The 26,088-nt window shown below is 41.2% G+C and carries 25 protein-coding genes; 17 read left to right on the top strand and 8 right to left on the bottom strand.

Annotated elements, in window-relative coordinates; all coding sequences use genetic code 11:
* Positions 1–43: 43 nt before the first annotated feature.
* From PF027_RS03710 to PF027_RS03690, 5 genes are all read left to right on the top strand, one after another.
* A complete protein-coding gene (locus PF027_RS03710) occupies positions 44–637 on the top strand; it encodes a LemA family protein (RefSeq protein ID WP_270871908.1) in 594 nt (197 codons plus the stop codon).
* Between the two features lie 12 nt (positions 638–649).
* A complete protein-coding gene (locus tag PF027_RS03705; protein WP_270871909.1) occupies positions 650–1,987 on the top strand; it encodes a M48 family metalloprotease in 1,338 nt (445 codons plus the stop codon).
* 190 nt (positions 1,988–2,177) lie between these two features.
* Positions 2,178–4,193, top strand: a complete 2,016-nt coding sequence (locus PF027_RS03700) for an ATP-dependent helicase (RefSeq protein ID WP_270872048.1) — start codon at positions 2,178–2,180, stop codon at positions 4,191–4,193.
* Between the two features lie 12 nt (positions 4,194–4,205).
* Positions 4,206–5,036: a ferritin-like domain-containing protein gene (locus PF027_RS03695; protein ID WP_270871910.1), complete on the top strand. Its 831-nt coding sequence runs from the start codon at positions 4,206–4,208 to the stop codon at positions 5,034–5,036.
* A gap of 39 nt (positions 5,037–5,075) precedes the next feature.
* Positions 5,076–6,311, top strand: a complete 1,236-nt coding sequence (locus PF027_RS03690) for a zeta toxin family protein (protein WP_270877362.1) — start codon at positions 5,076–5,078, stop codon at positions 6,309–6,311.
* Between the two features lie 422 nt (positions 6,312–6,733).
* On the opposite strand, the gene PF027_RS03685 is transcribed toward PF027_RS03690, so the two are convergent.
* A complete protein-coding gene (locus PF027_RS03685) occupies positions 6,734–7,564 on the bottom strand; it encodes a hypothetical protein (RefSeq protein WP_270877361.1) in 831 nt (276 codons plus the stop codon).
* A 95-nt stretch (positions 7,565–7,659) separates the two neighbouring features.
* A complete protein-coding gene (locus PF027_RS03680; RefSeq protein ID WP_270871911.1) occupies positions 7,660–8,307 on the bottom strand; it encodes a ferritin family protein in 648 nt (215 codons plus the stop codon).
* A 188-nt stretch (positions 8,308–8,495) separates the two neighbouring features.
* Between PF027_RS03680 and PF027_RS03675 the strand changes: the two genes are divergently transcribed.
* The 5 genes from PF027_RS03675 (at position 8,496) to PF027_RS03655 (ending at position 13,836) form a co-directional block, all read left to right on the top strand.
* Positions 8,496–9,272, top strand: a complete 777-nt coding sequence (locus tag PF027_RS03675; protein ID WP_270871912.1) for a MetQ/NlpA family ABC transporter substrate-binding protein — start codon at positions 8,496–8,498, stop codon at positions 9,270–9,272.
* Positions 9,273–9,385: 113 nt separating this feature from the next.
* Entirely contained in the window at positions 9,386–10,198 is an 813-nt protein-coding gene (locus PF027_RS03670; RefSeq protein WP_270858971.1) for a peptidylprolyl isomerase, read from the top strand.
* 78 nt (positions 10,199–10,276) lie between these two features.
* Positions 10,277–10,879, top strand: coding sequence for a DedA family protein (locus tag PF027_RS03665; protein ID WP_270871913.1), 603 nt, complete (start codon positions 10,277–10,279; stop codon positions 10,877–10,879).
* Positions 10,880–11,012: 133 nt separating this feature from the next.
* Positions 11,013–12,422, top strand: coding sequence for an aspartate ammonia-lyase (locus tag PF027_RS03660; RefSeq protein ID WP_270858973.1), 1,410 nt, complete (start codon positions 11,013–11,015; stop codon positions 12,420–12,422).
* Positions 12,423–12,492: 70 nt separating this feature from the next.
* A complete protein-coding gene (locus tag PF027_RS03655; protein ID WP_270861796.1) occupies positions 12,493–13,836 on the top strand; it encodes an anaerobic C4-dicarboxylate transporter in 1,344 nt (447 codons plus the stop codon).
* Positions 13,837–13,886: 50 nt separating this feature from the next.
* Here the strand turns inward: PF027_RS03655 and PF027_RS03650 are convergent, their stop codons facing one another.
* Together PF027_RS03650 and PF027_RS03645 are read right to left on the bottom strand one after the other, a co-directional pair.
* Entirely contained in the window at positions 13,887–14,843 is a 957-nt protein-coding gene (locus PF027_RS03650) for a hypothetical protein (protein ID WP_270876221.1), read from the bottom strand.
* A complete protein-coding gene (locus PF027_RS03645; protein WP_270871915.1) occupies positions 14,840–16,171 on the bottom strand; it encodes an SH3 domain-containing C40 family peptidase in 1,332 nt (443 codons plus the stop codon). Before PF027_RS03645 ends, PF027_RS03650 begins: the two co-directional genes overlap by 4 nt.
* Before the next feature lie 55 nt (positions 16,172–16,226).
* On the opposite strand from PF027_RS03645, the gene PF027_RS03640 reads away from it, so the two are divergent.
* Together PF027_RS03640 and PF027_RS03635 are read left to right on the top strand one after the other, a co-directional pair.
* Positions 16,227–17,570: an ATP-dependent DNA helicase gene (locus PF027_RS03640; protein ID WP_270871916.1), complete on the top strand. Its 1,344-nt coding sequence runs from the start codon at positions 16,227–16,229 to the stop codon at positions 17,568–17,570.
* Between the two features lie 390 nt (positions 17,571–17,960).
* Positions 17,961–18,164: a hypothetical protein gene (locus PF027_RS03635; protein WP_270871917.1), complete on the top strand. Its 204-nt coding sequence runs from the start codon at positions 17,961–17,963 to the stop codon at positions 18,162–18,164.
* 75 nt (positions 18,165–18,239) lie between these two features.
* On the opposite strand, the gene PF027_RS03630 is transcribed toward PF027_RS03635, so the two are convergent.
* Positions 18,240–19,118: an aminotransferase class IV gene (locus tag PF027_RS03630; protein WP_270861801.1), complete on the bottom strand. Its 879-nt coding sequence runs from the start codon at positions 19,116–19,118 to the stop codon at positions 18,240–18,242.
* Between the two features lie 87 nt (positions 19,119–19,205).
* On the opposite strand from PF027_RS03630, the gene PF027_RS03625 reads away from it, so the two are divergent.
* The 5 genes from PF027_RS03625 to PF027_RS03605 all read left to right on the top strand — a co-directional run bounded on the left by PF027_RS03625 (position 19,206) and on the right by PF027_RS03605 (position 21,976).
* Entirely contained in the window at positions 19,206–19,709 is a 504-nt protein-coding gene (locus PF027_RS03625) for a hypothetical protein (protein ID WP_270858980.1), read from the top strand.
* 83 nt (positions 19,710–19,792) lie between these two features.
* Positions 19,793–20,113 carry an ArsR/SmtB family transcription factor gene (locus PF027_RS03620; RefSeq protein ID WP_270858981.1) on the top strand — a complete coding sequence of 107 codons (321 nt, stop codon included), beginning with the start codon at positions 19,793–19,795 and terminating at the stop codon, positions 20,111–20,113.
* A 91-nt stretch (positions 20,114–20,204) separates the two neighbouring features.
* Entirely contained in the window at positions 20,205–21,095 is an 891-nt protein-coding gene (locus PF027_RS03615) for a radical SAM protein (protein WP_270871918.1), read from the top strand.
* 9 nt (positions 21,096–21,104) lie between these two features.
* Positions 21,105–21,602 carry a radical SAM protein gene (locus tag PF027_RS03610; RefSeq protein ID WP_270871919.1) on the top strand — a complete coding sequence of 166 codons (498 nt, stop codon included), beginning with the start codon at positions 21,105–21,107 and terminating at the stop codon, positions 21,600–21,602.
* A 77-nt stretch (positions 21,603–21,679) separates the two neighbouring features.
* A complete protein-coding gene (locus tag PF027_RS03605) occupies positions 21,680–21,976 on the top strand; it encodes a hypothetical protein (RefSeq protein WP_270871920.1) in 297 nt (98 codons plus the stop codon).
* Positions 21,977–22,016: 40 nt separating this feature from the next.
* Here PF027_RS03605 and PF027_RS03600 read toward each other — a convergent pair whose 3' ends face one another.
* From PF027_RS03600 to mltG, 3 genes are read right to left on the bottom strand one after another with little or no spacing between them, the layout of a single operon-like run.
* Positions 22,017–22,898, bottom strand: a complete 882-nt coding sequence (locus tag PF027_RS03600; RefSeq protein ID WP_270877360.1) for a lactate/malate family dehydrogenase — start codon at positions 22,896–22,898, stop codon at positions 22,017–22,019.
* A complete protein-coding gene (locus PF027_RS03595) occupies positions 22,898–25,081 on the bottom strand; it encodes an NADP-dependent isocitrate dehydrogenase (RefSeq protein WP_270877359.1) in 2,184 nt (727 codons plus the stop codon). Before PF027_RS03595 ends, PF027_RS03600 begins: the two co-directional genes overlap by 1 nt.
* Before the next feature lie 15 nt (positions 25,082–25,096).
* Entirely contained in the window at positions 25,097–26,053 is a 957-nt protein-coding gene (gene mltG / locus PF027_RS03590; RefSeq protein ID WP_270877358.1) for an endolytic transglycosylase MltG, read from the bottom strand.
* Positions 26,054–26,088 lie beyond the last annotated feature (35 nt).

Here is a 26,088-nt window from a genome sequence, read left to right as displayed (position 1 = left end):
AATTTAGCGTGAAATTTAGCCAAATTTAACAAAAGGATAAAAAATGAGTGTTTTGCTAGTAATTTTAGCTATTTTAATTCTTGTCGGAATTTTTCTCATTGGTATTTACAACAAACTTGTCGCACTTTTAAACGAAGCCAAAAACGCCTTTGCGCAAATCGATGTCCAGCTAAAACGCAGATATGATCTAATCCCAAATTTAATCGAAGTTGTCAAAAAATACATGGCGCACGAAAAACAGACCCTAGAAAATGTCGTAAATGCCAGAAACCGCGCAACTAGCGCATTAGAACGCATTAAACAAAATGGCATAAACGATAGCGATATGCGAAATTTAGCAAGCGCAGAAAACGAGCTAAAAAGCGCGCTAAATGGGCTAAATATCCAGGTCGAAGCCTACCCAGAGCTAAAAGCTAGCGAAAATATGCTACATCTAAGCGAAGAAATCACCTCTACTGAGAATAAAATCGGCTTTGCTAGGCAGTCTTACAATGACGCAGTAACGGACTTTAACACCTATAAACAAAGCTTTCCAAACAATATTTTAGTCGGATTTTTCCCTAAATTTCACAAAGATTTAGCCCTGCTTGAATTTAGAGAGGAAAATATCCAAAAAGCCCCAAAAATCGAGTTTTAAGCGAGAAATTTTGTGGAGGCGTTGTCTGCGCTAAATTTAGCGCTCTTTTACCTACCTGAAAAATTTTGCCATTTTTTAAGCGCAAATGAGATTTCCTGCACGCCAAAGGCCGGGTATTATCTATGTGTTTTGGCGTGTAGCGTGGTTTTGTTTGCCATAACGCGCATTTTCCTTGGCAAAACAGCCTCACTATCTCACAGCATAAACGAGCACCAAAAACTAGCCAAAAGCAAGGTTGCGTGGCTAAATTTCGTCTTTGCAAGCGTTTTGGTGCAGGTTTTTTGGCTCTCATACGCGCTATTTTTTGATTTTTTAAATTACAAAAATTTTGCCCTTGGCGAGGGCGCGGATTACGCCCTGCCACTACTTTTATCCGCGCTTTTAGTCTGCGTGATTTTATTTAACTATATCAAAAAACGCCATTTTGAGGCGACAGACATTTCTAGCCTAGCTAGCCAGCTTGACGCCACAGAAATTCACCCCTACACTGCCAAAAATTCCGAAAAAGTGCTACTTAACATAATCGAAGAAATGGCGATTGCCTCGCGTGTGGGCATGCCACGGGTTTTTATCATGAAAAACGAAAATGGCGTAAATGCCATGGCAAGTGGGGAGAATTTCGGCAAAGATAGCGAAAAAATCGCGATTTTTGTCACGGCTGGGGCGATGAGGACATTTAACCGAGACGAAATGCAAGGGGTAATCGCGCATGAGTTTTCGCACGCTTTTCACAATGATATCGAGCTAAATATCAGGCTAATTAGCGTCATTGGCGCACTTGGCACACTTAGCTTCATCGGATATGAGATTTTAAGGGCATTTGGCAGGGGTAGAAGCGGCAGAAACTCCAAAGGAAGCGGGATTGCCATAGTCATACTTGTGGGAGTAATATTTTGGCTACTTGGGCTTTTGGGGAAAGTTTTTGCCGAACTTATCCAAAGTGCCATTTCTAGGCAAAAAGAGTTTTTAGCAGACGCTAGCGCAGCCAAATACACGCGCAATCCTTTGGGGATCAAAAAGGCGCTTGATAAGCTTTTTATGATACAAAAATTCAACAAAGCCTATCACGACGGAATCGGCAAAAAGGATTTTAAAGCCCCAAAAGATGAAGAAAAGCCGAATTTAAACAGATATTTTTCCTCAAAAACGCGCCAAAGGGGCAGTATAAACACAGATGACATGCGAAATTTTCGCGCAAATCCACTAAGAAATTTCGCAAATTTTCATATCAAAAACACTAACGCCAGAGCCTGCGCGCACATGTTTTTCTTGCCCGCATTTTCTGGGCTTTTCGCCACGCACCCTAGCCTGCAATCACGGATAAAAAAGCTAAAAGAAATGGGCGCGTGAGTTTGGGCTAAATTTCGCGCGTTAAATTTAGGCAAATTTTAAAATTCGCAAATTTTGGTTAAATTTTAAATTTTGCAAATTTTGGTTAAATTTCACGCCCAAATTTGCGCCAAATTTTAGGCGCAGGGCTAATTTTTTTATAATAAATTTAGGCTATAATCTACGATTTTAAAGGAAAATTTTGAACGCAATATCAAATTTAAACCAAGAACAATACTCCGCCGCGACTGCGCCCTTTGGCCACAATCTCGTAATCGCAAGCGCAGGCACAGGCAAGACTAGCACCATTGTAGCGCGCATTGCGCATTTACTGCACCTTGGCGTAAATCCAAGCAAAATTTTGCTTCTAACCTTCACAAACAAAGCAGCTAGCGAAATGATTGCGAGGCTAAATCGCTATTTTGACAAAAAAATCACCGCCAAAATCACCGCAGGCACCTTCCACGCGGTATCTTACGCACTTTTGCGTGAGCTTGGCAAGGGTGTGATTTTAAAACAGCCAAGCGAGTTAAAAACGCTTTTAAAAAGTATCGTAGAAAATCGCAAATTTTACCATATCAGCGACACTAGGCCGTATGGCGGTGCGTATTTATACGACATATACTCGCTCTTTCAAAACAAACAAACAGGCGAGAGTTTTGGCTCATGGTTTGCTAGAAATTTTGAAGATCAGGCTGAATTTAGCGAAATTTACGAGGATATTTTGCGTGAATTTGAAGAAGAAAAAGCCCGCTTTAATTACGCCGATTTTAACGACATACTGCTTAAAATGCGCCACGAACTGCGCAAGGGTGCGCCACTATACTATGATGAAATTTTAGTCGATGAGTATCAAGATACCAACTCGCTTCAAGGCTCACTAATCGACGCATTTAGGACAAAAAGCCTTTTTTGCGTGGGCGATTTCGACCAGAGCATTTATGCCTTTAACGGCGCGAATATCGATATAATCGGCTCTTTTGGCACCCGTTTTAGCGACGCGAAAATTTACACGCTAAACATAAATTACCGCTCATCTAGCCAAATTTTAGCCCTTGCAAACAAGGTCATTTCAAACAATCCGCGCCTGTATGACAAAAAGCTAGTCGTAGGGCGCACGGGCAAATTTAGCGCGCCAAAACTGCATGTTTATGATGAGATTATGTCGCAATACGGCCATATCGCACAGCAAATCAAGCAAAGCAGGCGCGCGCCTGAGAGTTTTGCGGTGATTTTTCGCAACAACTCCTCGGCTGACGGGATCGAGGTCGCGCTCAAAGAGCTAGGAATCGGCGCGAAGCGCAAAGGCAGCACGAGCTTTTTTGAAAGTCGCGAAATAAAGGCGTTTATGGATATTTTCGGCGCGCTGATAAACCCAAAGGATATGATGGCATTTCTTGGGATTTTAGAGTATGCCAAAGGCGTGGGAAACGCCACTAGCAAGGAAATTTTCGACGCGCTAATCACGCTTGGTGGCGGAAATATCAAAGATGGCTTTTTGCGCCCTGATATGAGTGCGAAAATTTACGAGCAAAAAAAGCGAAATTACCAGCTAGGACTTTTTGACGATATGGATTTGCAGGCGAGTTTAGAGCGGTTTAGCACGCTTGGATTTAGCGAAAATTTCGCCAAAAATCCGGTGCTAAAATACAACAAACTAAACGAAAGCGCGGCTATGATTTTGCACGAACTATACACGCTATTTAGCAAATTTAACCCAAATTTTGGCGCTGGCGAGCTAGTAAATTTGATAAAATCCTCCAAGCTTTTTGCCATAATCGCCGATAATATCGCCACTCACAGAGCCACGCTCAAAAACGGCAAAATAGATCTCGATCGCAAAACGAACGAAAATGAGAAAATTTACAACAAAGTAGCGATTTTAGGCGGGATTGCGAGCAAATACAAGGACGCGGGGAGTTTTTATAACTTCATCACACTTGGCGCAAAGGAAATGAGCGAGGGAGAGGGCGTAAATCTGCTAAGCGTGCATGCTAGCAAGGGTTTGGAGTTTGATAGCGTGTTTTTGGTAGATTTGGCGCAAAACCGCTTTCCAAATTTGAAGCTAATGGGCATGGGTGGCAGTCTAGATGAGGAGCGACGACTATTTTATGTAGCGGTTACTAGGGCGCGAAATGAGCTCTATCTAAGCTACGCGAAATTTGATAAAATTCGCAAAATAAACTATCAGCCAAGCTGTTTTTTAGTCGAAGCTGGTATGGCGTAAATGGGGGTAGAGATGAGTTTTCACGCAGAAATTTGGGAAATTTTAAACGCTGGCAGTCCTAACGAAAAAATAGAAAAATTTGCAAAATTTTACGCAAAATTTTGCAAAAACGAAGTAGAATTTGAGCCAAATTTTGAGCCAAAACCGCTCGAAAATCCTAGCTATGCGAAATTCGCCCAAATTTCACAGGTCAAAGATATAAAAATCCAAAACAAAAATTTAAAAAAGCAAAATGTCGATAAAAACGCCCTATTTCTGCACTCTGTGGCGCATATCGAATACAGCGCGATTGATTTGGCGCTCGATGCGTGTTATCGTTTCGCGGGACTGCCACGCGAATTTTACGCTGATTGGCTAGAAGCGGCAGAAGATGAGGTGAGGCACTTTTCGCTCGTAAATGCCGAGCTAGAAAAAACGGGCTTTTCTTACGGCGATTTTAGCGTGCATGACGGGCTATTTGAGGCGCTGAAAAAAACTCAGCACTCGCTAATTGAGCGCATGGCAGTGGTGCCTAGGCACTTGGAGGCTGGCGGGCTGGATGCGAACTTTTATCTGCTTTCGCATATCGATGAAATGCCGGATAAAAGGCCATTGCGGCCGCTTTTGGAGATGATTTTGCGCGAGGAAGTTTCGCATGTAGGCAAGGGCGATAAATGGTTTAAATTCGAGTGCGACCGACTTGGAGTTTTGCCAGAGTGCTTTTTTGAAATCGTTTTAAAACACTATCCTAAGGCATTTTCTACGGCTAGAATAATAAACGAAAACGCCCGTTTAAAGGCAGGTTACTCACCAAAAGAGATAGAAAAAATCAAAGAGCTTCAAGCTCAAAATTTTACCAAATAGCGATAAAATCGCATTTATCAAAACTTAAAGGATTAAAAAATGGCTTCGTTAATGCAAAGAGATGTTTTACTCGAATACGCTTGTGTTGGGCATTTATTCCCCACAGATAGGGACGAGAAAATGAGAAGTGATAGCAAAAAAATGGGCGAAATTTATCATCAAATTTTAATGAGCGAACATGAAAGCATTGATTTTGAAAAAACGGCTGAAAAAATCGAGCAAATCCGCGAAGAATACGATATGAAGCTAATGGGGCGGGAAGTTTCATTTAATACTCACGGCTTGTTTTTGGAATTTTTTGCAGAAAAATTGCGAGAAATTTACGGGCAAAATTTGCAAAACTTCTTTGACGAATTAGAAGAGAAATTCGCTAAATTCGATATTTTAATCAGACCTACGCAAGATAAAAACTTTGATTATCACAAATTTTACACAGATGAGAAAGTCGCTCGCACAATGTTTCTTTCAAAATACGATATGAGCGATGATGAGATAAAAAATGTGCTTAGAAATATCGCAACTCAAATGCCAAATCTTGCAAGGCTCATAAAATCCATAGACGGCGGCACAACCACGAATTTTGCGACTTTGCAAGCCTATAAAGATAAAGAAATTAGACAAAATTTGCTCTGCGACATAGCCAAAATCAACGAAAACGCCGAATTTTTCGCCCAAAGAGCGAGCCAAAATGTATGGACTGAGGTGATTTTGGATAAAAATCCACTCGCAAAAGCTGGCAACGAAGCCCCAAAAGCCTATGTTTTAGGCGGTCAGCCAGGAGCTGGTAAGGCAAATATGCTCCGCCTAGCCCTTAACGAGCTAGGCGAAAATGGCGTTGTCATAAACGGCGATGAGTTTCGCAAATACCACCCCTACTACGCCCAAATTTGCGCCCTTGATAGCCAAAAAATGGCAGAGCGAACAGCCGAGTTTTGCGCAAAACTTACAGAAATAATCATAAATAAAGCAATCGTAGAACGCTATAATATCGCTATTGAGGGGACTTTTCGCACAGCTGATACACCAATTTACACGCTTAAAAAATTCAAAACAGCAGGTTACAAAACGGAAGTTTTAATCCAAACTTGCGACGGCGAGCTTAGCTGGAAATCTTGCAACGAACGCTATGAAATTTGGAAAAAACTCTGCCCGCAAGAGGCTCGCTATGTCGTGCAATCTCACCACGATTTGGTCGTATCCAAACTAAATGAAAATCTTAAAATAGTGCAAGATAGCGGATTTGCGGATAATATCAGAGTTTTTACAAGAGAGTAAAATTTGGCAAATTTTGTTTTTTTTTGCAGATACTGCGTCTGAAATTTTATGCAAAATTCGCTGAGTGCAATCTCTGATACTGTGCCGAAATTTCGCCCAAAATGTCATTGCGATGAACAAAGTGACGAAGCAATCTAGTAAAATTCCAAAGAATTTTGAAATTTAAAATGCAAATTTTGGCTTAATAATCAAAAATTTGAAATTCTAATTAAATTTTATATTTTAAAATTTTTGGTATTCCCTAGATTACCACGGAGATTTCATCGCCTCGCAATGACGCTTGAAAGCAAAATTTTTTTCAAAATAAAAAGCAAAATTGCGGCACAGTATTTTGGGGTTGCATAAGCGGAATTTTAGAATTTTGCAAAATTTAAAAAACGAAATTTGGCAAAATCAAAATTTCGCCGAATTTTGCCTAGCTTTCACTCTCCTGCACGCATACGGCGATAAAATATAGCCCCGCCGTATCCCCTGCAATAATGCCCCGTATCCCAATCGTCCCACTCCCCATACTCGCAGGCTTTTTTGTAGAATTTCATCGACGCAGCGTTAAACTCGTAAAAATCATCATCGCTATCAGTGCTGGCCTTGGCGCGCACCTCGTAAAAATAGCCCAAAAGTGCGCAATAAGAGCTGTTTTTCTCCTCGCATTTTTGCTTTACTCGCGCCAAATTTTCCTCGCTAGCGAAATTTTCAGCCCCAATCATATCATCAAATTTTGCGGCGTCAAGCTTGTTTTGGGCAGATTTTTTCAGCTCTTTTGGAAGCGTTTCTAGCTTCCTTGCAGCTCTTGCGATATCGTGAGCTTTGCGCAAGTCCCTAACATCGCTAAAATCGAGGTTTTGTTTATCGCAATCTTGCAGCGCACCGAATTTGCACAGCCTATCATACACGCTTTGCACCCTTGGTGCGGGGTTCGACCACATCGGATAATCCTCTAATAAAAACAGGCAACTTTTGATGTTTTTCTCATCGCAACTTTTCTCCAAAATTTCGGCATAACGCTTGCGATCACCGCCAAAAAATTCCTCAGAGCGGATGATTTCACACTTGCTATCATCGCCATTTAGACATAGTTTGGCGATGATTTCATAAGCTTTGCGGTGCTTTTCTTGCTCGGCGCTTTTGTAGTAGTTGATAAGAAAATCGCAACTGCTAGCCCTACCCTCATCGCAGAGCCTAATGTCCTCATCAAGGAAGTTTGCCTGCGCTAATACTGCGCCAAAAATCGCGCTTAAAAGCAGCTTTTTCATAAATTTTCCTTTTGTAAAATTTAGGGCGAATTATAGTGAAATTTTGAATAAAATTTGGTAATTCTGACGCCAAAGAAGCGTCAGAATTTTATGGGTTAAACTAATCTTTGTTTTTTGAAATACTCTTTTGGAGCCTTGCATAGTGGGCATGCGCCTGGGGCCTTTTTGCCACGATGGACATGACCGCACACTTCGCAAACCCAAACTTCCTCATCAAAACTCTCGAAAAATCCCTCTTCAAGCAAGATTTTTTGAAGTTCGTTGTATTCGCGTTCGTGCTCGACTTCGACCTTGCCGATAGCGTTAAATAGCCTTGCGACCTCTTTTTTGCCCTCTTCTGTCGCGATTTGAGCAAACGCAGGATACATGCTTTCATGCTCGTATCTCTCGCCAGCTGCGGCGTCGATTAGGTTTTTATCCATTTTATCTAGCGGAATTCCCGCTGCTGCGTGGTGAGCTTTAAGCTCGGCTCTTGCGTGCCATTTTTCATTTTCAGCCGCTTCGTAAAAGTGGCGCGCGATAGCGTGAAAACCAGCTTCTTTGGCTAAATCTCCGTAAAGGTCGTATTTATTTCTAGCTTGTGATTCGCCAGCAAACGCCTTCATCAAATTTACCTGTGTCAAATCCTCTGTGATGCATTTCATCGGCTCTCCACAGCATGTCAAAACTGCGCCCTCGCCTACTTTTTGCACTTCGACTTCGCAGCCACATTTTTCGCATTTGTATGTTTCGTATTGTCTCATACTCTCTCCTTTATCAAAAATTTGGAATTTATGATAACCAAAAGCTCATTAAACTCTACTTAATAAAAATTATTATTTAGAAGTGAAATTTCAAATACAAATTTACATATAAATTTAATAATTGTTGTGTTTTACGCCCAAATTTTATGATAAAATCGCCCTTTTTAAATTCTCATCAAAGGAAAGAAATGAAAAAAATATTTCTAACTACACTTCTTAGTGCAAGCGTTGTAAGTTTTGCCTTGGCAGAAAAATTAGTTGTCGCAGCTACTCCTGTGCCACATGCCGAAATTTTAGAGCATATCGCACCAGAGCTAAAAGCCGCTGGATACGAGCTCGAAGTCAAAGTTTTCAACGACTATGTTACTCCAAATTTAGCCACAGATGACGGCAGCGTGGATGCGAACTATTTCCAACACGAGCCATATTTAGTGGAATTTAACGCCAAAAATGGCACAAAACTCAAAACAACAGTTGGCGTGCATTTAGAACCGATGGGAATTTATAGCAAAAAAATCACAGATCTAAAAGATCTAAAAGACGGCGCCAAAGTAGCTGTGCCAAACGACCCTACGAACGAATCTCGCGCACTTGATGTGCTTGCGGATGCAGGATTAATCGAGGTTAATAAAGATGTAGAGCTTCGCACAGCCCTAGATGTAACCAAAAATCCTAAAAATATCCAAATTTTAGAGCTTGAAGGTCCAAATTTGCCTCGCACGCTCGATGATGTCGATATCGCTGTAATCAACTCAAATTTCGCTTTCAACGCGGATTTAAACCCAGTTAAAGACTCACTTTTCATCGAAAAAGCAGTCGGCAACCCATACACAAACATCGTCGTCGTCAAAGAAGGCAATGAAAACCTACCAAAAATCAAAGCCCTTGATAGCGCACTTCAAAGCGAAAGTGTGAAAAAATTTATCGAGGAAAAATACAAAGGTGCGATTGTTCCATCGTTTTAATCCAAATTTAGCCTACGAATTCGTAGGCTAAATTTCGCATTTTTTCTCGTATTGCTTATATATTTACAATCTTTTTTTATAATGCGCGCAAAAATTTTCAAAAAAGGAAAAAAATGAAAAAATTCTTATCAATCAGTTTCGTCGCCGCTATGGCGCTTTCGCTAAATGCTGGCGTGCTAGCTAGTGTCAAAGGCACAGATATCACGGTCACAGATGAGGATATCGCACCAGTTTTCGCTCAAAACCCACACGCTACACCAAGCGATGAGGACAAAAAACAACTAATCGATCAAATGATTAAATTTAAACTTATGATTGCCGAGGCTAAAAAAAGCGGTATCGTAAATAGTGAAGAATACAAAAAACAAGTCGAGCTTGCAAAAGATGAAATCGCCTTTGCTTTGTGGCAACAAGAGCAGACAAAAGATGTCAAAGTAACCGACGAAGAGGCCAAAAAAATCTATGATGATAATAAAGACAGCTTCATGCAACCAGAAAGCGTCGTAGCTAGCCACATTTTGCTAAAAGATGAAAAAGAGGCAAAAGACGCTATCGCTAAACTAGAAAAAGTCAGCAAAGACAAATTAAAAGCCGAATTCAACAAACTTGCCAAAGAAATTTCAACAGATCCAAGTGCCAAAGAAAATGGCGGCGATTTGGGCTCATTTGGCAAAGGTATGATGGTAAGCGAGTTCGAAGAGGCTGCGTGGGCGCTAAATAAAGGCGAGATTAGCAAAACCCCTGTGAAAACTCAATTTGGCTATCATGTCATCTACAAAGAAGACCTAAAAGAGGCTGCTCCTGTGGAATTTGACAAAGTAAAAGAGATGATAAAAGCTCAAATTGCGCCAAGCAAACTAAACAAAAAAATTGACGATATCGCAAACGAGCTATTTAGCAAACAGACAGTAGAATACGCAAAATAAAAATGTAAATTTAATGCGCGGAATTTAATAAAATTTAAGTTTCGCGCAAATTCTAAATTTCAAATTTAAGGGAAATTCGTGCTTACATCAATCGTAAATTTTATCGTAGAATTCGTCGCAGCGTGGGGATATTTCGGCATTTTTGCGATGATGTTTTTAGAAAGCAGTTTTTTTCCATTTCCAAGCGAAGTCGTGATGATTCCAGCAGGATACCTCGCTAGCAAGGGCGAAATGAGCTTTGCCATAGCATTTGCGTGCGGGCTAGCAGGGAGCGTGGCTGGGGCTGTGTTTAACTACTATTTGTGCTATTTTTTCGGGCGCAAATTTATTGATAAATTTGGCAAATTTATCGGCGTAACAAACGAAAAATTCGCCAAATTTGAAGCATTTTTCAACAAACACGGCGAAATTTCTACATTTAATTGCAGACTAATCCCAGGTATCCGCCAATACATCAGCCTGCCAGCAGGTCTTGCGAAGATGAATTTAGCGCGATTTTGCACATTTACAGCACTTGGTGCTGGGATTTGGGTGTTGATTTTAATGCTACTTGGATATTTTATCGGCGAAAATCAAGAATTAATTAAGGAAAAATTGCATATAATCACGCTTCTTTTATTGGGATTTGTCCTACTTCTTTCTGTAATTTACATACTTCATATCAAGCGAAAAAATCGCTAAATTTAAAAAAATCTTAAAATAAAAATAACAATTATAAAATTTTGAATTTAAAGTAACATTTTAACGAAAATTTAAGATTGTTTTTAGGTATTTAATAATACAATCACATAAATTCTTTCAGAAAGGACTAGTGATGGAAACTAGAAAAGAACACGATTTTATAGGTGAGCTTGAAATTCCTAACGACAAATACTATGGCGTTCAGACTTTCAGAGCTTTGGACAACTTCAAAATGACAGGTCGCAAACTTGGCGATTATCCATTTTTTGTAAAAGCATTTGCACAAATCAAAAAAGCAGCAGCACTTTCAAACAAAGAATTGGGCGTTTTAAAACCAGAAATTGCTGATGCGCTTGTAGCAGCTTGCGACAAGGTTATCGCAGGCGAATTCGCAGATCAATTCGTAGTAGATATGATCCAAGGCGGCGCAGGAACTAGCACAAATATGAATGTCAATGAGGTTTTGACAAATGTCGCTCTTGAAATTCAAGGTCATGCCAAAGGCGAATATCAATTCATCCACCCGAACGATCACACAAACCTAGGCCAAAGCACAAACGATACATACCCTAGCTCAATCAAAGTCGCAGCTTATGCTAAACTTACAGATTTGCTAGCTGCTATGGAAGAGCTAAAAGGCGAATTAGAGAAAAAAGCTGAGGCTTTCAAAGATATCATCAAAATGGGTAGAACAGAGCTTGAAGACGCTGTCCCAACTACACTTGGCAACACCTTCCACGCTTTTGCAAGCTACATTAAAAGCGATATAGCAAAAATCAAAGCTGCAAGAGAGTCAATGAGCTTTTTAAATATGGGCGCAACTGCGATCGGCACAGGTATCAACTGCCACCCAGATTATAAATTTGTAGTAGAAAAACACCTAAGCCAAATCACTGGCGTTGAGTTCAAACCAGCTGAGGATTTCATCGCAGCTACACAAGATACAGGCGATTTCGTGCATGTATCTGGCGCACTAAAAACAGCTGCTGTAAGAATCAGCAAAATCATCAACGACTTACGCCTAATGAATTCAGGCCCAAGATGCGGTCTAGGCGAAATCAACCTACCACAAATGCAACCAGGTAGCTCAATCATGCCAGGTAAGGTAAATCCTGTAATTTGCGAAGTTGTAGGCGAGGCATGCTACGAAGTCATCGGCAATGATGTATCTATCATGCTATGCTCTGAAAGAGGCGATTTCGAACTAAACGCTTTCGAACCAGGCATTGCTTATAATCTATTCAACTCAATCGTAATCTTGGAAAACGCAGTTAAAACACTAAGCGACAAAGCTATCAAAAAACTAACTGCAAATCCAGAAGCTTGCTTAAAATCAGTGCTAAACTCAGTCGGTATCGTAACTGCATTTAACCCAATTTTAGGTTATGAAAAATCAGCAAGTATCGCAAAAGAGGCTCTCCAAACTGGTAAAGCAGTCGGCGATATCTGCTTAGAGCGCGGTTATTTAACAAAAGAAGAAATCGATAAAATTTTAGATCCTAAAAACATGCTAAATCCTGGCATGAAAAAAACAGGTAAATAAATTTTATCGTGGTAGGTCAAATTTTGACCTACCCTAAATTTAGAGTTTTGAATTTTCAAAGGAGTCTTGCATGGATATTATGCTATTTGTCCAACTGGCCGTATTGCTAGCTGGTATCTACCTAGGCGTTCGCTTAGGCGGCATGGGCGTCGGATACGCCGGCGGTTTAGGTATCGTCGTTATGGCGATTATCGGTATGAAGGTGGAATTCAAAGATATTCCAGTAGATGTTATTTTGATCATCGCATCAGTTATTTCAGCGATTGCTGCTATGCAAGTTGCAGGTGGTTTGGATTATTTGGTTCAGATTGCGTCTAGAATTTTGCGCAAACACCCAAAACAAATCAATATCCTAGCTCCGGCTGTTACTTATATGCTAACAATCCTAGCTGGTACTGGTCACACTGCGTTTTCTATGATTCCAGTTATCGTAGAAGTTGCTAAGGGTCAAAACATCAAACCAAGCGCACCACTAGCGCTTTCAGTTGTATCAAGCCAAGTCGCTATTACAGCTTCACCTATTTCAGCTGCGTTCGTAGCTATGACAGGTGTTGTTGAGCCACTAGGTGTAAGCTATCCAAAACTACTTTTCATTTGTATTTCAACAACATTTGTTGCTATGATTATTACAGCGGTTCTTGTAAATACATTTTTCAAACTAGACCTTTCATCAGATCCAATCTATCAAGAAAGACTAGCAAAAGGTTTAGTTTCAGAGGTTAAAGTTACAGAATACGCTGAGCCAAAACCATTTGCAAAACGCTCAGTTGCGATTTTTGCTATCGGTGTTTTGATTGTCGTTGCTTACGCTCTTGCTATCTCAAAAAGCGTTGGTTTGGTCGAAAAACCAATCCTTTCTCGCGACGCTGCTATTATTAGCTTTATGCTTACAATCGGCTTTTTTATCACAGTTTTGTGCAAAGTCGATACAGGCAAACTATTACAAGCAAACACTTTCCAAAGCGGTATGAGTGCTTGTATCTGCGTCGTAGGTATCGCATGGCTTGGAACTACATTTGTTAATGGCCACATCGATCTTTTCAAAGATGTAGCGAAAAATATCGTTAGCAACTATCCATTTGTTTTAGCTATCGTTTTATATTTCCTAAGCTGCTTGCTATATTCACAAGCTGCAACTACAAAAGTTATGATGCCAGCAGTTGCATTAGCACTTGGTATGACTAGCCCAGAGACAGCTGGACAAGTTTGGGTTTTGGTTGCTTCTTTTGCTGCTGTATCAGGTCTTTTCGTATTACCTACATATCCTACGACTTTGGGTGCTATCGCTATGGACGATACAGGCACAACAAGAGTTGGAAAATATGTATTCAATCACAGCTTCTTCATCCCAGGAACTATCATGGTCGCGCTATCAGTAGCGTTAGGCTTCTTAGTAGCTCCTGCCTTAATCTAATACTAATTTCTTGCAGAATTTATTCTGCAAGAAATTTTTAATTTTAAAATTCAGTTCTTTTGAAAAATTTCTTCGAAATTGTAAATTTGCGATAGTATGTATGAGAGCATATCTGGCGTAACATCGAGTTTGTAATCGTATTTGGAGATCAAATTTAACTCCAATGCCAAATCGCTAATTTTAAGATTATCCAAAAGCAAATCAGGCGCAAACAAATCTCCGTTAAATCTCACCACGCCACGCTCATCGTCCCCCGTGTGAATAAGCGCAAAAAGGCTTTTTAGCTCGTCGTATGTTTGCACGCTTTCTAGCGCTCCACTTGGCAAAAGCTCGTTGTGCGAAGCATAAATCGCGAAAATTATCCTATCGCAAAGCTTATTTAACGCCTCGCTTAGCAAAAGATGATTTAAGCTCTCGTTTTGGATACACATATCCTCGAAAAGCGACATACGAAAAATTTTAAAATTTCGGTAAAGTTTGCTAGAAATATCTTGTTCGCGATACGCCGTGCGCTCCCTCATCGTCACTGGGATACCGGATTTTAGGGCGTTGTAATTTAGTAGTGCGTAAAATTTGCAAAATTCCAAAAAATCCAAATCTTCAAAATAAAAGCTCTGCCACTGCGCTTCGTAATCTAGGTAAAATCTCAAAATTTTTTTATCCGTGATAATGAGATATCTAGCCTCCTCGTGCTCGCCAAGCCTAGCAAACGCCCTTGGAATAACCAAATTTTTATCAGGGTTTGCCTCATTTAAAATTTCGATTATCCCTATGACCCTGCCCTCATCTATGATATGCGCGCCATAGTCCATAAATTTCATACCCTCATCAGGCAGATATCCCAAACACGCCCCAAAAAGCCCTAGCAAATACTCATCGTTTTTGCGTATCGCGCCAGCCTTTTTGTAAAATTCACAAAACCGCTCCCACGCGATATTTAAATGAAGTCTATCAATATGGGTTTGGGCTTCGATTAAAAGATTGTCGTTGTAAAGTTTCGATCTCATTTTTCTAGTCCAAAAAGTTCTCGTATGCTAACCCCGTCGTCTTCGCTAAGCACGCTAAATGCGCTAATACGCGAGATTAGCAATCTATCTTCTGCGATATCAGCCCTATCCTCGCCTATGCTTAGTGAGGTAATCGCCGTTTTGCCAATCACCGCGCGCTCTTTATTCATACGCCTTAGCCCCCAGACATTGTGAAGCACGGCTGGTGCGCCCTCTATCTCGCCTACATAGAGCATTACATGCCCTGGCATATAAATCACGCTCGCATAAGGTTTGGCGTGTGTTTTGATCAAATTTAGCTTCTCGCTCGCACTTAAATTTGCTAGCGAAAATGTCCTTCCGCGCTTTGATTGCGCCTTTGAATTCCTTGGGAGCCAAAGCCCAAAATTCGCCAAAAAATCCTTTGTCAGTAGCGAGCAATCGCGCAGCAGTTTGTATCCGCCCCAGCCGTATTTTTGCCCTATCAGGCTTGCGCTGATTAGTTTTGCGTTTTCGCTATTTAGCTCGGCTGGCCAAATTCTGGCAAATTTATCCTCCACAAAATACGCTCTCACGCCCTCTTTGCTAATCATCTTGCCACCATATAGCCCGCCACCAGCGAAATCATACGGCAAAATCGTCCCCGTGCGCGCTCTAAAAATTTCACGCCTATTCTCGTCAAAAATCGGCGCATTATCCTGCAAAATCGCTATAAATTTCGAATTTTTATACGCGCTAGCGCCGTTTATCCCCATTTCTTGCACATCGCTAGTCTTCACCCAGCCCCACACGCCGTCATTTTGCACGAACGCCCAGACGCCGTCTTTGCTAAAATGCGAGATAAAAAGCGGATATCCCACGCCAAGAGCCGAATTTGCCGCATAATCAAAAGGCTCGCCCTCGCCAGGCTCGCTAGGATCGCCAAAAATCGGCATATCGCTTGGAATATTTCGCAAAAGCGTGTTTTTTATGGTGATTGCTGGGATATTTACGCTACCAAGAGCTTTTTTGTTCGCATTTTCGTGCATGGCATCATACACGGCTTGCGTGTAGATGTTTCCCCCTAGATCAAAATGCCTGCCCTTAGCGTAGTTTAGCCCCCAAAATGCGTCCTTTGGGCTAGCGGTTATTTTTTCAGCGTCCCAAACGCGAAAATACTTTTCCTTAAAATTCTCCCCACTTGCCACGCTTTGGGCGCTCACAGGTGGCAAAATTTCCGCACTTTGCTCAAATTCCAATGCCAAAACCTCTGGATTTTCGGGGATAAATTTGGATTTTTGTGGCGTGTGCGAGGCACAACCAGCCAAAATCCACATAAATGTTATAAATATTAAAATTTGCCTTCTCAAAACTGCTACCTTTAAAAATTTTTGGCTATAATTTTGCCAAAAAACAGGATAAAATTTGATTAATTTCGTATCACAAAAGCTCAAATCACAAAATGTATTTATCACAGGCGGTGGCGGTGTAGGCAAAAGCTATGTCGTCAAAGGCGTCATCGAAGAGTTTCGCACTCACGGCAAAATCGTCATCGTGCTAGGCTCAACCGGCATTAGTGCCGTAGAAATCGGCGGTGTAACCTTGCATAGTTTTTTTAAATTTGGCATTAGCAAAAATTTTGAAGAACTAAAAAAATTAGACCGCTCGCAAAAAGCCAAAATAACTGAACTTAACAAAATTCTCTCAATTACTGATTTAATCGTGCTTGATGAGATTTCAATGGTCGGCGCTGATGTCTTTGAGATGATCGAATATCGCCTCGTAAAGTCCAAATTTAGCGGTCATTTGCTAGTAACGGGCGATTTTTATCAACTCCCGCCAGTCGTCAAAAAAGACGAGCTAAGTGCTAGCAAACAAGGCTCGCTTTTGCGTATGAGCGAATATGCCTTTGGCACGCACGCATGGGAGGAGATGAAGTTTTTCTACATAGAAATGCTAGGTTCTAAGCGCACGGACGATGAGAGTTTGTATGAAATTTTATCACAAATCAGGCTTGGCAAAATTAGCGAAAATTTAGCCAAATTTTTGGCGAATTTAATCACTCCGCGTGAGAGTTTAGACGATAATGCGACCATAATCTCTGGGCGAAATGCCGAGGTCGATGCGATAAACGAAGCTAAGCTAGCCGCGCTAGATTCGAGGCTGTATCTGTGCGAGGGGCTATGCGAAATCCACGAAAACACTTACGATGATAATAAAATTTCAAAATGGCTAAATTCGCTGAATTTAAGCCAATCCCTGCGCCTAAAAGTCGGCGCAAAAGTGCTTTTTACGATGAATAAATCAGGCGAGTTTTACAACGGCGAAAGTGGCGTGGTAGAAAATATCGAGCTAAACGGCTTTGGCGAAATCGAATCTATCGTAGTGCGCAAAAAATCAGGCGCCTTCGTGCGAGTCGAGCGCGCGGGGTATGATTACAGCGAGATTAGAGCGGACGAGGACGAGGCGAGCGATTTTTTAATCGCGCGGTATTATCAATTCCCGCTAAAACTCGCCTACGCGATCACAATCCACAAATCCCAGGGCATGAGTATCGAAAACCTAGCCTGCGATATCGATAGGATTTTTGCCAACGGCCAACTCTATGTCGCGCTCTCACGCGCCACGAGCCTAGACGGCTTAAAAATCCTCTACACGCGCAAAGAAGGTCTTTACGCCTACCTTTCGCGCATAGTCAAAATCGACAAAGCCGTGGTGAAATTTTACGAAGAAAATGAATTTTTTAAAATTTATAATCAAATTTTGTGAAATTTTGCATTAGATTTATTGTTTTTAATCTTTATGGTGGGCAAGGATACCCACCATAAAATAGCTTCTTTTACTATTTCGTTGATATCATATATAAATAAACTAAAATATTCACTATTACAATTCCAAATAGATAAAAAACAGGTTTATAAATATGAACTTGCGATATTCCGTAACTAGCGACATAGCCACAATAATAGCAATATGAAATTATAAAACTTAACCACATAAAAAGCATGGTAATTTTTAATAACTTTATGAGTATTTTTTTGTATGCAACTCGTTTAAAAAATGCAGAAATTAAAATTCCAAACAATGAAATTATCATCAAAAACCATGTGAAAAAAACAAATAAAATAACCTGAAACGGCATATATAAAAATAATTCGTATGGGATTATATAGCCTAAAATCATCTTTACAATATCTAACACAGTTTTTCCTTGAAATCCAAATTTTAAGCGCCATAGAGCGGAGATACTTGCTTGCCGATATACCAAACAAGAATTTCTGCCATGCCAAATCAAACAAAATCAAAAATCAAAATTTCAGGCGCAGTGTTTCTGGATTGCGAAGCGAAATTTTAGAATTTTGAATTTTAAAAATTTGATTAAATTTGCCAAATTTTGCCCGAATTTAAATAAAATTCGAGCAAAATTTCAAAGCAAAATTATAAAAGCCCAGCTTGTTCTTTTAGGTGTTTGGCGTAGCGCTCGCGAATTAGCGGGGTAAATTTGCCGATTTTGCCGCCATTTATCGGCTTGCCGTCAGCTTTGATGACAGGGATCGCCATCAAAGAAGCTGCGCTGATGAAAACCTCGTCCGCGCCATAGACTTCCTCCATGCTAAACGCCCTTTGCTCGACTTTTAGCCCAAGCTCGCCCGCAAAGCCCAAAATCACCTTGCGTCTAATGCCCGGCAAAATGTCGTGCGATAGCGGCCTGGTAATCAAAACGCCGTCTTTTATGATAAACGCACTCGAACTCGAACACTCAGTCACCAAGCCGTCTTCTACCAAAAAGCACTCGAAAGCCCCAGCCTTATGCGCTAGGTGCTTTGAGATACACTGCGCTAAAAGCGAGATTGATTTGATATCGCGTCTATGCCAGCGAATCTCAGGCAGGCTTACGATTTCGATACCTTTGGTGCCAAGAGGATTATCGAAAATCACTTTTGAAAAGGCATAGGCAAACACGGTCGGCTTCGTATCAGTATAGTCGAAGTCCCTAAACGCCGCACCACGGGTGATTTGTGTATAAACCACGCCCTCTTTTACGCCGTTTTTGGCGATGACTTCGTTTAAAAATGCCTCGTATTCTTCGTGAGTATATGGGATTTTAAGCTCGATTTGTGCGACAGAATTTTCAAATCTCTCCCAGAAATCGGCTTTATCGCAAATTTTGCCATTTACCACGGGTGCAGCCTCATAAATGCCGTCCCCTAGCATGAAACCGCGGTCAAATGGGCTTATCGCAGCGTCTTTGGCGCGCACGATTTCGCCATTGATATAGACAAAATCATCGTTATTCATATTAGCTATCTCAAACATTACGCTCTCCTTAAATTTAAAAGGTGATTTTATCTTATAAAAATTAAAATTCAGATATAATGGCGCCAAATTTGAGAAGGAAAAAAGATGAATAAAAACTGCAAAGACAAAATTTTAAATATTATGTTTCATATCTCGGATAAACCTGTGCTTTTTCGCGATTTGTTGGAGGCAAACGCTGAGTTTAACGACGGTATGCTAGTCGATCCCGCTAAGCTAAATTTCAGATTTAATTATGGTCGCTCATATGCGATTTTTGGGACATTTGCCTTTGTTTTCGTGATGTTTGCCATAGGCATTACTCACCTGCTTTTTACCAAAATCGACTTTCACTTTTCCATACTTTTTACCATTTTGCTGACCTCTGCTGTCTTTATCGGATTTGACTGCTTTAAGGCATGGGGACGCAAGGAAATCACTAAAAATTTAATCCAAAAAGCTTGGGCAAATCACTTTTTGTATTTTCCATACGAAAAATACTCCAAACCTGTCGAAAAAATCTACAACGAAGCCCTTAAAAACGATATCGCCAAACGAGATTTAGAACAATATGTCCTAAATAAAATAGTCGAAATCAACCCAGAAGAATAAAATTTTAAAATTTGAGATATTTTGATATATTGACAATTATCGAAATGTATGATAAAATCTCGCAATTTTAAAAAAGGTAAAAAATGAAAATTGATGTAATTGAAATTTGCAAAGCACTAAACAACGAAACTAGACTAAATATCCTTAACTGGCTCAAAAACCCAGACGCAAACTTCCCACCACAAGGCAGTTCGCTTGGCGAAGTAGTCGATCTAAAAGGTGGCGTGTGTGTCAGCAGTATCCAAGAAAAGGCAGGCTTGTCGCCCTCTACCGTGTCAAACTACCTCGATATGCTCCAAAGAGCTGGGCTTTTGCTCTGCGAAAGACACGGCAAATGGACATATTATCGCAGAAACGAAGAGGCGATAAAAGAGCTAGCTAGCTATATAATCAAAGAGTTGTAACCCAAATTTTATAAATTTTCAAATTTTACTTTTTTTAAATTTACATTTCGAAAATCATAAAAATATCGAATTTTAAAAATAAGGAGAAAAAATGAACTACAACGGCACAATCTACCGCCCGCCAATCGAGGCAAACACCCTTTTACTCCCCATTACAGAGGGTTGCTCGCACAACTCTTGCTCGTATTGCAATATGTATGCAAATGTGAAATTTCGTATGCTAAGCCTTGCGCAGGTCGAGGAATTTTTAGCCGAAATCGTCAAATTTCACGGCTCTTACGCGAGGGAAGCGACACGCATTTACCTAGTAGGTGGCGATCCATTTGCGCTAGGAACGAAAAAACTTTTAGCACGAATCGAGCTAATCAAAAAATATTTGCCAAATATCAAAACTATCACAATGTATGCTAGAATCGATAATATCGCTACCAAAAGCGACGAGGAATTAATCGCGCTAAAAGAAGCTGGCGTAGATGATTTATACATCGGCATAGAAAGCGGTCTTAACGCCGCAATGCGAAATTTAGGCAAAGGTTACGACGCAGATGATAGCAAAACTCAGTGCCTAAGGCTAAATAAAATCGGCATTTCGCATTGTGATTTGCTTATGCTTGGCACGGCTGGGCGTGGCATGGCAAGCGAGTCTGCACAAGCAATGGCGAGGTTAGAAAACGAAATCAAACCAAGTAAAATTTTACTAAACACAATGACCGCGTTTAAGGATACGAAGCTGAATGAGCAAATTTTAAACGGCGAATTTATCCCAGCCAGTGAAAAGGAAATTTTAGAAGAAGAGCGCGAGTTTATCGCAAATTTGGAGCTTGAAGGCACATATTTTTGGGCATTGCACCCGTTTGATAGCGTGAGAATTGACGGCATACTTAACACTCACAAAGAAAAAATGCTAAGCAAACTAGACTTTGCAATCAAAACTATCGGTGAGAAAAATTTCGACAGAGTGTCGATTAGCGGAAGTTTATAAAGAGATAAAATGAATTTTGCAAGTGGAATAAACCGCCCACCATACGAGAGCGCAGACGGGTATTTGCAGACTACGATTGGCTGCTCGCACAACCACTGCCTGTTTTGCACATATTTTAAGGATCAAAAATTTCAAACTTCGCCACTAAGCGAAATCGAAGCCGATATCAAAGAAATCCCAAGCGTTTTTGGCGCACCAAAACGGATATTTTTGCAAGGCGCGGACGGCTTTGCGGCTAGTTACGATACGCTAATGAGAGTCGCCGAACTGCTTCACAAATATGTCCCAAGCGTGAAAAGTATCTGCGGATACGCTAGAATCGATAATTTCTACGATAAAAGCGCCGAGCAGATTCGAAATTTAGCCGCCGCAGGGTTTGCCGACCCATACATCGGTGTCGAATCCGGCGATGATATCGTGCTCAAAAAAATAAACAAAGGCTACACGAGCGCACAAGCAAGGGAAGTTTTAGAAAAGCTTGACGCTGCGGGATTTAAATTTTTCTAAACGGCGCTGGCGGGCACGACTACGGACTAGCTAACGCCAGACTCACCGCCAAACTCTACTCTGGCTTGCACCCTAGCATGATAAATACCTCAATGCTCACCGTGGTGCCTGGCACGCCACTTTACCGCGCTATGCAAAAGGGGCTTTACACGCAATCGAGCGAAATGGAGAAGTTAGAAGAAATTTACGAATTTATCCGTTGCTTGGATAATAATACGATTTTTATGAACGAGCACGGCTCAAATCTCTTTCATGTCAAATGCGAAATTCCGCGCGAAAAGGAAAATTTGCTAGCTTACATTAAAGAATTTATGCAAAACAGCGATGAAAAAAAGCTTAGAGAGTATCGCAAAATGATAGTTAGGGCGTTTTGAAATTTAGGCAAATTTGCGTTTTTGCAAATTTGCCACGAATTTAAAATTCAAACTCTCTTATGCTTTGCCCCATTTTGTTGTATTTTTTCTTAAATTCCAACGGATACTCGAATTCTAGGGGTGTCGCGCCGTTTTTGCCGATACTCACAAACCTGCCAAATGGCACGCCGTTTTCATCTACCACAGAGCAAATTAGGGTTTTGTTATCATCTGCGATTATGCTTTTTATGATTTTTACGATACCGCCAGCTGGTGCGAAATACGCCGAAGTGCCAAGCAGGCTAACGACGCTTTTACCGCTATTTAGGGTATTTTGCGAGGCAGTGTTTAAATCAGTGGCTGAAATTTTAGCGTTTATCTCGTCCTTTAAAATCACCATTTCATCGTTGTGAGTGCCTACCACTGGGGCATTTAGAGCCGAAATTTTATCCCCGCTAAATTTCGCAATCTCAAATTTCAGCCTCGCACTATCTAGCTCGCCAGCCATGCCGATAACGCGACTAGGGGCGAAATTGCTTGCTTTTTGCGCGCACAAAACCATTAAATCAAGCGGATTTGTTACGATGATGATTATCGCATTAGGGGCAAATTTAGCTGTGTTCCTCGCGCACTCGCTCACGATTTTAGCATTTGCTCTTAGCAAATCTTCCCTGCTTTGCCCCGCTTTTCGCGTAAGCCCAGCCGTGATTACTACGATATCTGCGCCCTTTAAAAGCTCCGGCTCGCTTCCAGCGCGCACTTTCATATCGCACTCGCAAAGGCTCGCTAAATGCGCCAAATCCAGCGCCTTACCGCGCGCGATATTTTCTGCGATATCCACAAGCGCGATTTCGCTGAAAAACCCAGCTAAATTTTCATTTACAATCACATTGTTTGCGACATTTGCGCCGATATTTCCAGCTCCGATTATTGCTATTTTCATTAAATTTCCTCTATGATTTTGTTTAAAATTTTGCTTGGGCGCATGATTTTTTGCATTTTGTCAAATTCCAGCATAAAATATCCGCCAAAATCCACGCCTTTGCCCTGTCCCGCGTTTAATTCATCTAAAATTTCCGCCTCGTTTTCGCTAAATTTTGCATAAATTTGCTCGAATTTTGGCTCGAATTTAGCCAATTCTTCCGCCCAAAATTTAGCCAAAAAATAGTGGCTGGCGCGAATATCATTTTGCCCTACTTCGCGGCTTGGGGATTTTGCTTCATTTAAATACCTAAAAATAGCCGAATTTAGCGCATTTGCTAGGGTTTTTGCTTTTTTGTTTTGCTCTTTTTGCGCTACAAATTCCAGCGCCTCACACAGCGCCATAAACTCGCCCAAACTATCCCAACTAAGGTGATTTTGCTCCCTCATCATAGCCACCAAATCCGGCGCAGTCCCACCAGCACCCGTCTCAAACATCGCTCCACCCTCCAAAAGTGGCACGATTGAGAGCATTTTCGCGCTACTTCCAAGCTCCAAAATCGGGTATAAATCGGTCAAATAATCGCGCAAAATATTACCCGTCGCGCTTATGACATTTTGCCCGCTTCGAATAATCTCGTTTGTCTTAATTACGGCTTTATACGGATCTAAAATTTCAAAATTTGTGCCCCTAAATTCGGCGTTTTGAGCGATTTGGCTTAGTAAAATTTCTTTTATATTTCTATCGTGCGCCCTAGCCTCATCTAGCCAAAAAATCAGCTTCTCGCCACTGATTTTAGCGCGCGAAAACGCCAAATTTACCCAGTTTTTAATCGCTTTTTCTTTGGTTTGCGTCATACGAAAAATATCGCCTTTTTGCAAATCATACGCAAAAACCACTTCGCCATTTTCGCTTACAACCTCGATACGCCCGTCATTTTCCATGATAAAGGTCTTATCGTGCGAGCCGTATTCTTCGGCTTTTTGCGCCATTAATCCCACATTTGCCACGGCTCCGATTTTAGCAGGATCTAAAAACCCATGCGCCCTCAAATCCTCAATCATCGCCTCGTAAATTTTAGCGTAGCTTCTATCAGGGATCGCCGCCATTGCTTCGCGCATTTGCCCGTCTTTGGTGCGTAGCCTTCCGCCGTTTCGTATCATCGCAGGCATTGAAGCGTCGATTATCACCAAATTTGGTATATCGAAATTTGTCGTATTTTCGTCGATATGATAAATTTCGGGTAAATTTGCAAACGCTTCATCAAATTTAGCCTTTATTTGGGCGAAATTTGGCGAATTTTTTATTTTTTCATATACCCCTTTTAGCCCGTCGTTTGCATTTATGCCTAATTTCGCAAATTCATCTTTAAATTCGGCGAAAACCCCCTTAAATAGCACGCTCACAAATCGTCCGAAAATCACAGGATCGCTTACCTTCATCATCGTAGCCTTCAAATGCGCGCTATACACAAGCCCGCTTTCTTTGGCTTTTTGCGCGCTAGCGGCGATAAAATTATCAAGCTCACTCACGCTCATAAACGCGCTATCTACGACCTCGCCAGCTTCGATTTTTAGGCTTTTTAGGCAGGTTTTCTCGCCATTAGCGCAAGTGAAATTTATGCTTAAATTTGCACCATTAGCGAAAATTTTCGATTTTTCAGAAGCATAAAAATCACCCCCTCTCATGCTTGCCACGCAGGTTTGCTCGCTCCCGCTCCACTGGGCACTCCACACAGGATTTGCCCTAGCGTAGTCTTTGACGCTTTTTGCTGCGCGTCTGTCTGAGTTGCCCTCGCGAAGGACTGGATTTACCGCGCTTCCTAGCACCTTTGCATAGCGGGCCTTGATAGCTTTTTCCTCGTCGCTTTGCGCATTATCAGGGTAGTTTGGCAAAGCATAACCCCTCGCTTGAAGCTCGCTAATGCAGGCTTTAAGCTGTGGAAGCGAGGCTGAAATATTTGGTAGTTTTATGATGTTTGCGTCGCTATTTTTGGTCAAATTTGCCAAAAACGCCAAATCATCGCTAGTTTTTTGCTCCTCGCTTAGATACTCGCTAAAATTTGCCAAAACCCTGCTAGCAAGCGAAATATCAGCCGTTTTCACCTCGATATTTTCCGAGCGCAAAAACGCCCTAATTATCGGTAGTAGCGAGTGTGTGGCTATGGCTGGGGATTCGTCCGTGTAAGTGTAGTAAATCGCCATAATCTCTCCTTTTTGTTATTTTGCATTTCGTGCGGCTCTGACATTGCGCTCGTGCTCGGCCTGTGTTTTGGCAAAATCATGCAAGCCTGTTTTTTTATTTCGCATGAAATATAAAAATTCAGTGCTTGCTGGCGCAAAGACCGCTTTTATCGCGTTTGGCGAGACCACGCACACAGGCTCGTGTGGCAGGCCGTCGTTTAGGTATGTGTTGTAGTGGCTAGTATCGGTGCGGATACGCGCTGGCGTAACCCTAGTGTGCGAATACAGCCCGTAATTTAGCGTGCCGTCCATTTGAAGTCGCATGCCGATTTTTAGGCGGTTTTCGATAACAGAGGCTACGATTGGCATTTCATCAGCGTTCGCGGCCTCTTTTTGGATAATCGAAGCCTTGATTAGCGCCTCTTTATAGGCTGTATCGTTGCAATCGGCGCAGTGTTTTTCTCTAAATTCGGCGTGAAATTTATTCGCACTCGCGCTTAAAATTTTAATGATATTTTTTTCGTTTTCGTTTTTATTGATTTTATAGGTCTCTGGCACCAAAAATCCCTCATAAAATGGCGCAGTTGCGTTGTATTCGCTCTCTAAAATTTCAAAGCTTAACGCACGGGATTTGGCTAAATTTTGCAAAAATACTATCGTGGTCTCGCCAGGAATTAGCTTGATTTCGTTCATCACAGGCTTTGCGTGAGCTAGCTCGTATAAAAATCTATATTTTGGTAAATTTTCCGCGCTAAGCTCCAATTCACCGGTTTTTGCGCCACCATAAAGCGAGAGAAGTCTAGCGTGAGTCTTGCCAAATCTCGCCCCAGTCCCCAGCGAGGATAAAATTTTTACCGCGCTTCCTTGACCAACTGCGACGATTTTTGGATTTTGCGCGCTTTGGTGAAAATCCCAGAAAATAACTGCTACGAAAATTAGTAAAATTTCAACTACAAAAGATAAAAAACGGATAAGCCTGCCCAAAGATTGCATAATTTTCCTTAATCAAATTTTGCGAAATTATACGA

It is taken from the genome of Campylobacter sp. VBCF_01 NA2, from assembly GCF_027797205.1.
GTDB lineage: Bacteria > Campylobacterota > Campylobacteria > Campylobacterales > Campylobacteraceae > Campylobacter_B.
The sequence above is the reverse complement of the archived record's forward strand: the minus strand, read 5'-3'. Positions and strand labels throughout refer to the sequence as shown.

Bases quoted from the DNA above. Each gene is read 5' to 3' on its own strand.
- PF027_RS03615 (WP_270871918.1), top strand. From the start codon at position 20,205: ATGAACTACAACGGCACAATCTACCGCCCGCCAATCGAGGCAAACACC.
- PF027_RS03655 (WP_270861796.1), top strand. From the start codon at position 12,493: ATGGATATTATGCTATTTGTCCAACTGGCCGTATTGCTAGCTGGTATC.
- PF027_RS03600 (WP_270877360.1), bottom strand. From the start codon at position 22,898: ATGAAAATAGCAATAATCGGAGCTGGAAATATCGGCGCAAATGTCGCA.
- PF027_RS03605 (WP_270871920.1), top strand. From the start codon at position 21,680: ATGATAAATACCTCAATGCTCACCGTGGTGCCTGGCACGCCACTTTAC.
- PF027_RS03670 (WP_270858971.1), top strand. From the start codon at position 9,386: ATGAAAAAATTCTTATCAATCAGTTTCGTCGCCGCTATGGCGCTTTCG.
- PF027_RS03685 (WP_270877361.1), bottom strand. From the start codon at position 7,564: ATGAAAAAGCTGCTTTTAAGCGCGATTTTTGGCGCAGTATTAGCGCAG.
- PF027_RS03625 (WP_270858980.1), top strand. From the start codon at position 19,206: ATGAATAAAAACTGCAAAGACAAAATTTTAAATATTATGTTTCATATC.
- PF027_RS03675 (WP_270871912.1), top strand. From the start codon at position 8,496: ATGAAAAAAATATTTCTAACTACACTTCTTAGTGCAAGCGTTGTAAGT.
- PF027_RS03610 (WP_270871919.1), top strand. From the start codon at position 21,105: ATGAATTTTGCAAGTGGAATAAACCGCCCACCATACGAGAGCGCAGAC.
- PF027_RS03710 (WP_270871908.1), top strand. From the start codon at position 44: ATGAGTGTTTTGCTAGTAATTTTAGCTATTTTAATTCTTGTCGGAATT.
- PF027_RS03680 (WP_270871911.1), bottom strand. From the start codon at position 8,307: ATGAGACAATACGAAACATACAAATGCGAAAAATGTGGCTGCGAAGTC.
- PF027_RS03595 (WP_270877359.1), bottom strand. From the start codon at position 25,081: ATGGCGATTTACTACACTTACACGGACGAATCCCCAGCCATAGCCACA.
- PF027_RS03690 (WP_270877362.1), top strand. From the start codon at position 5,076: ATGGCTTCGTTAATGCAAAGAGATGTTTTACTCGAATACGCTTGTGTT.
- PF027_RS03695 (WP_270871910.1), top strand. From the start codon at position 4,206: ATGAGTTTTCACGCAGAAATTTGGGAAATTTTAAACGCTGGCAGTCCT.
- PF027_RS03635 (WP_270871917.1), top strand. From the start codon at position 17,961: ATGGGATTATATAGCCTAAAATCATCTTTACAATATCTAACACAGTTT.
- PF027_RS03660 (WP_270858973.1), top strand. From the start codon at position 11,013: ATGGAAACTAGAAAAGAACACGATTTTATAGGTGAGCTTGAAATTCCT.
- PF027_RS03650 (WP_270876221.1), bottom strand. From the start codon at position 14,843: ATGAGATCGAAACTTTACAACGACAATCTTTTAATCGAAGCCCAAACC.
- PF027_RS03630 (WP_270861801.1), bottom strand. From the start codon at position 19,118: ATGTTTGAGATAGCTAATATGAATAACGATGATTTTGTCTATATCAAT.
- mltG (WP_270877358.1), bottom strand. From the start codon at position 26,053: ATGCAATCTTTGGGCAGGCTTATCCGTTTTTTATCTTTTGTAGTTGAA.
- PF027_RS03620 (WP_270858981.1), top strand. From the start codon at position 19,793: ATGAAAATTGATGTAATTGAAATTTGCAAAGCACTAAACAACGAAACT.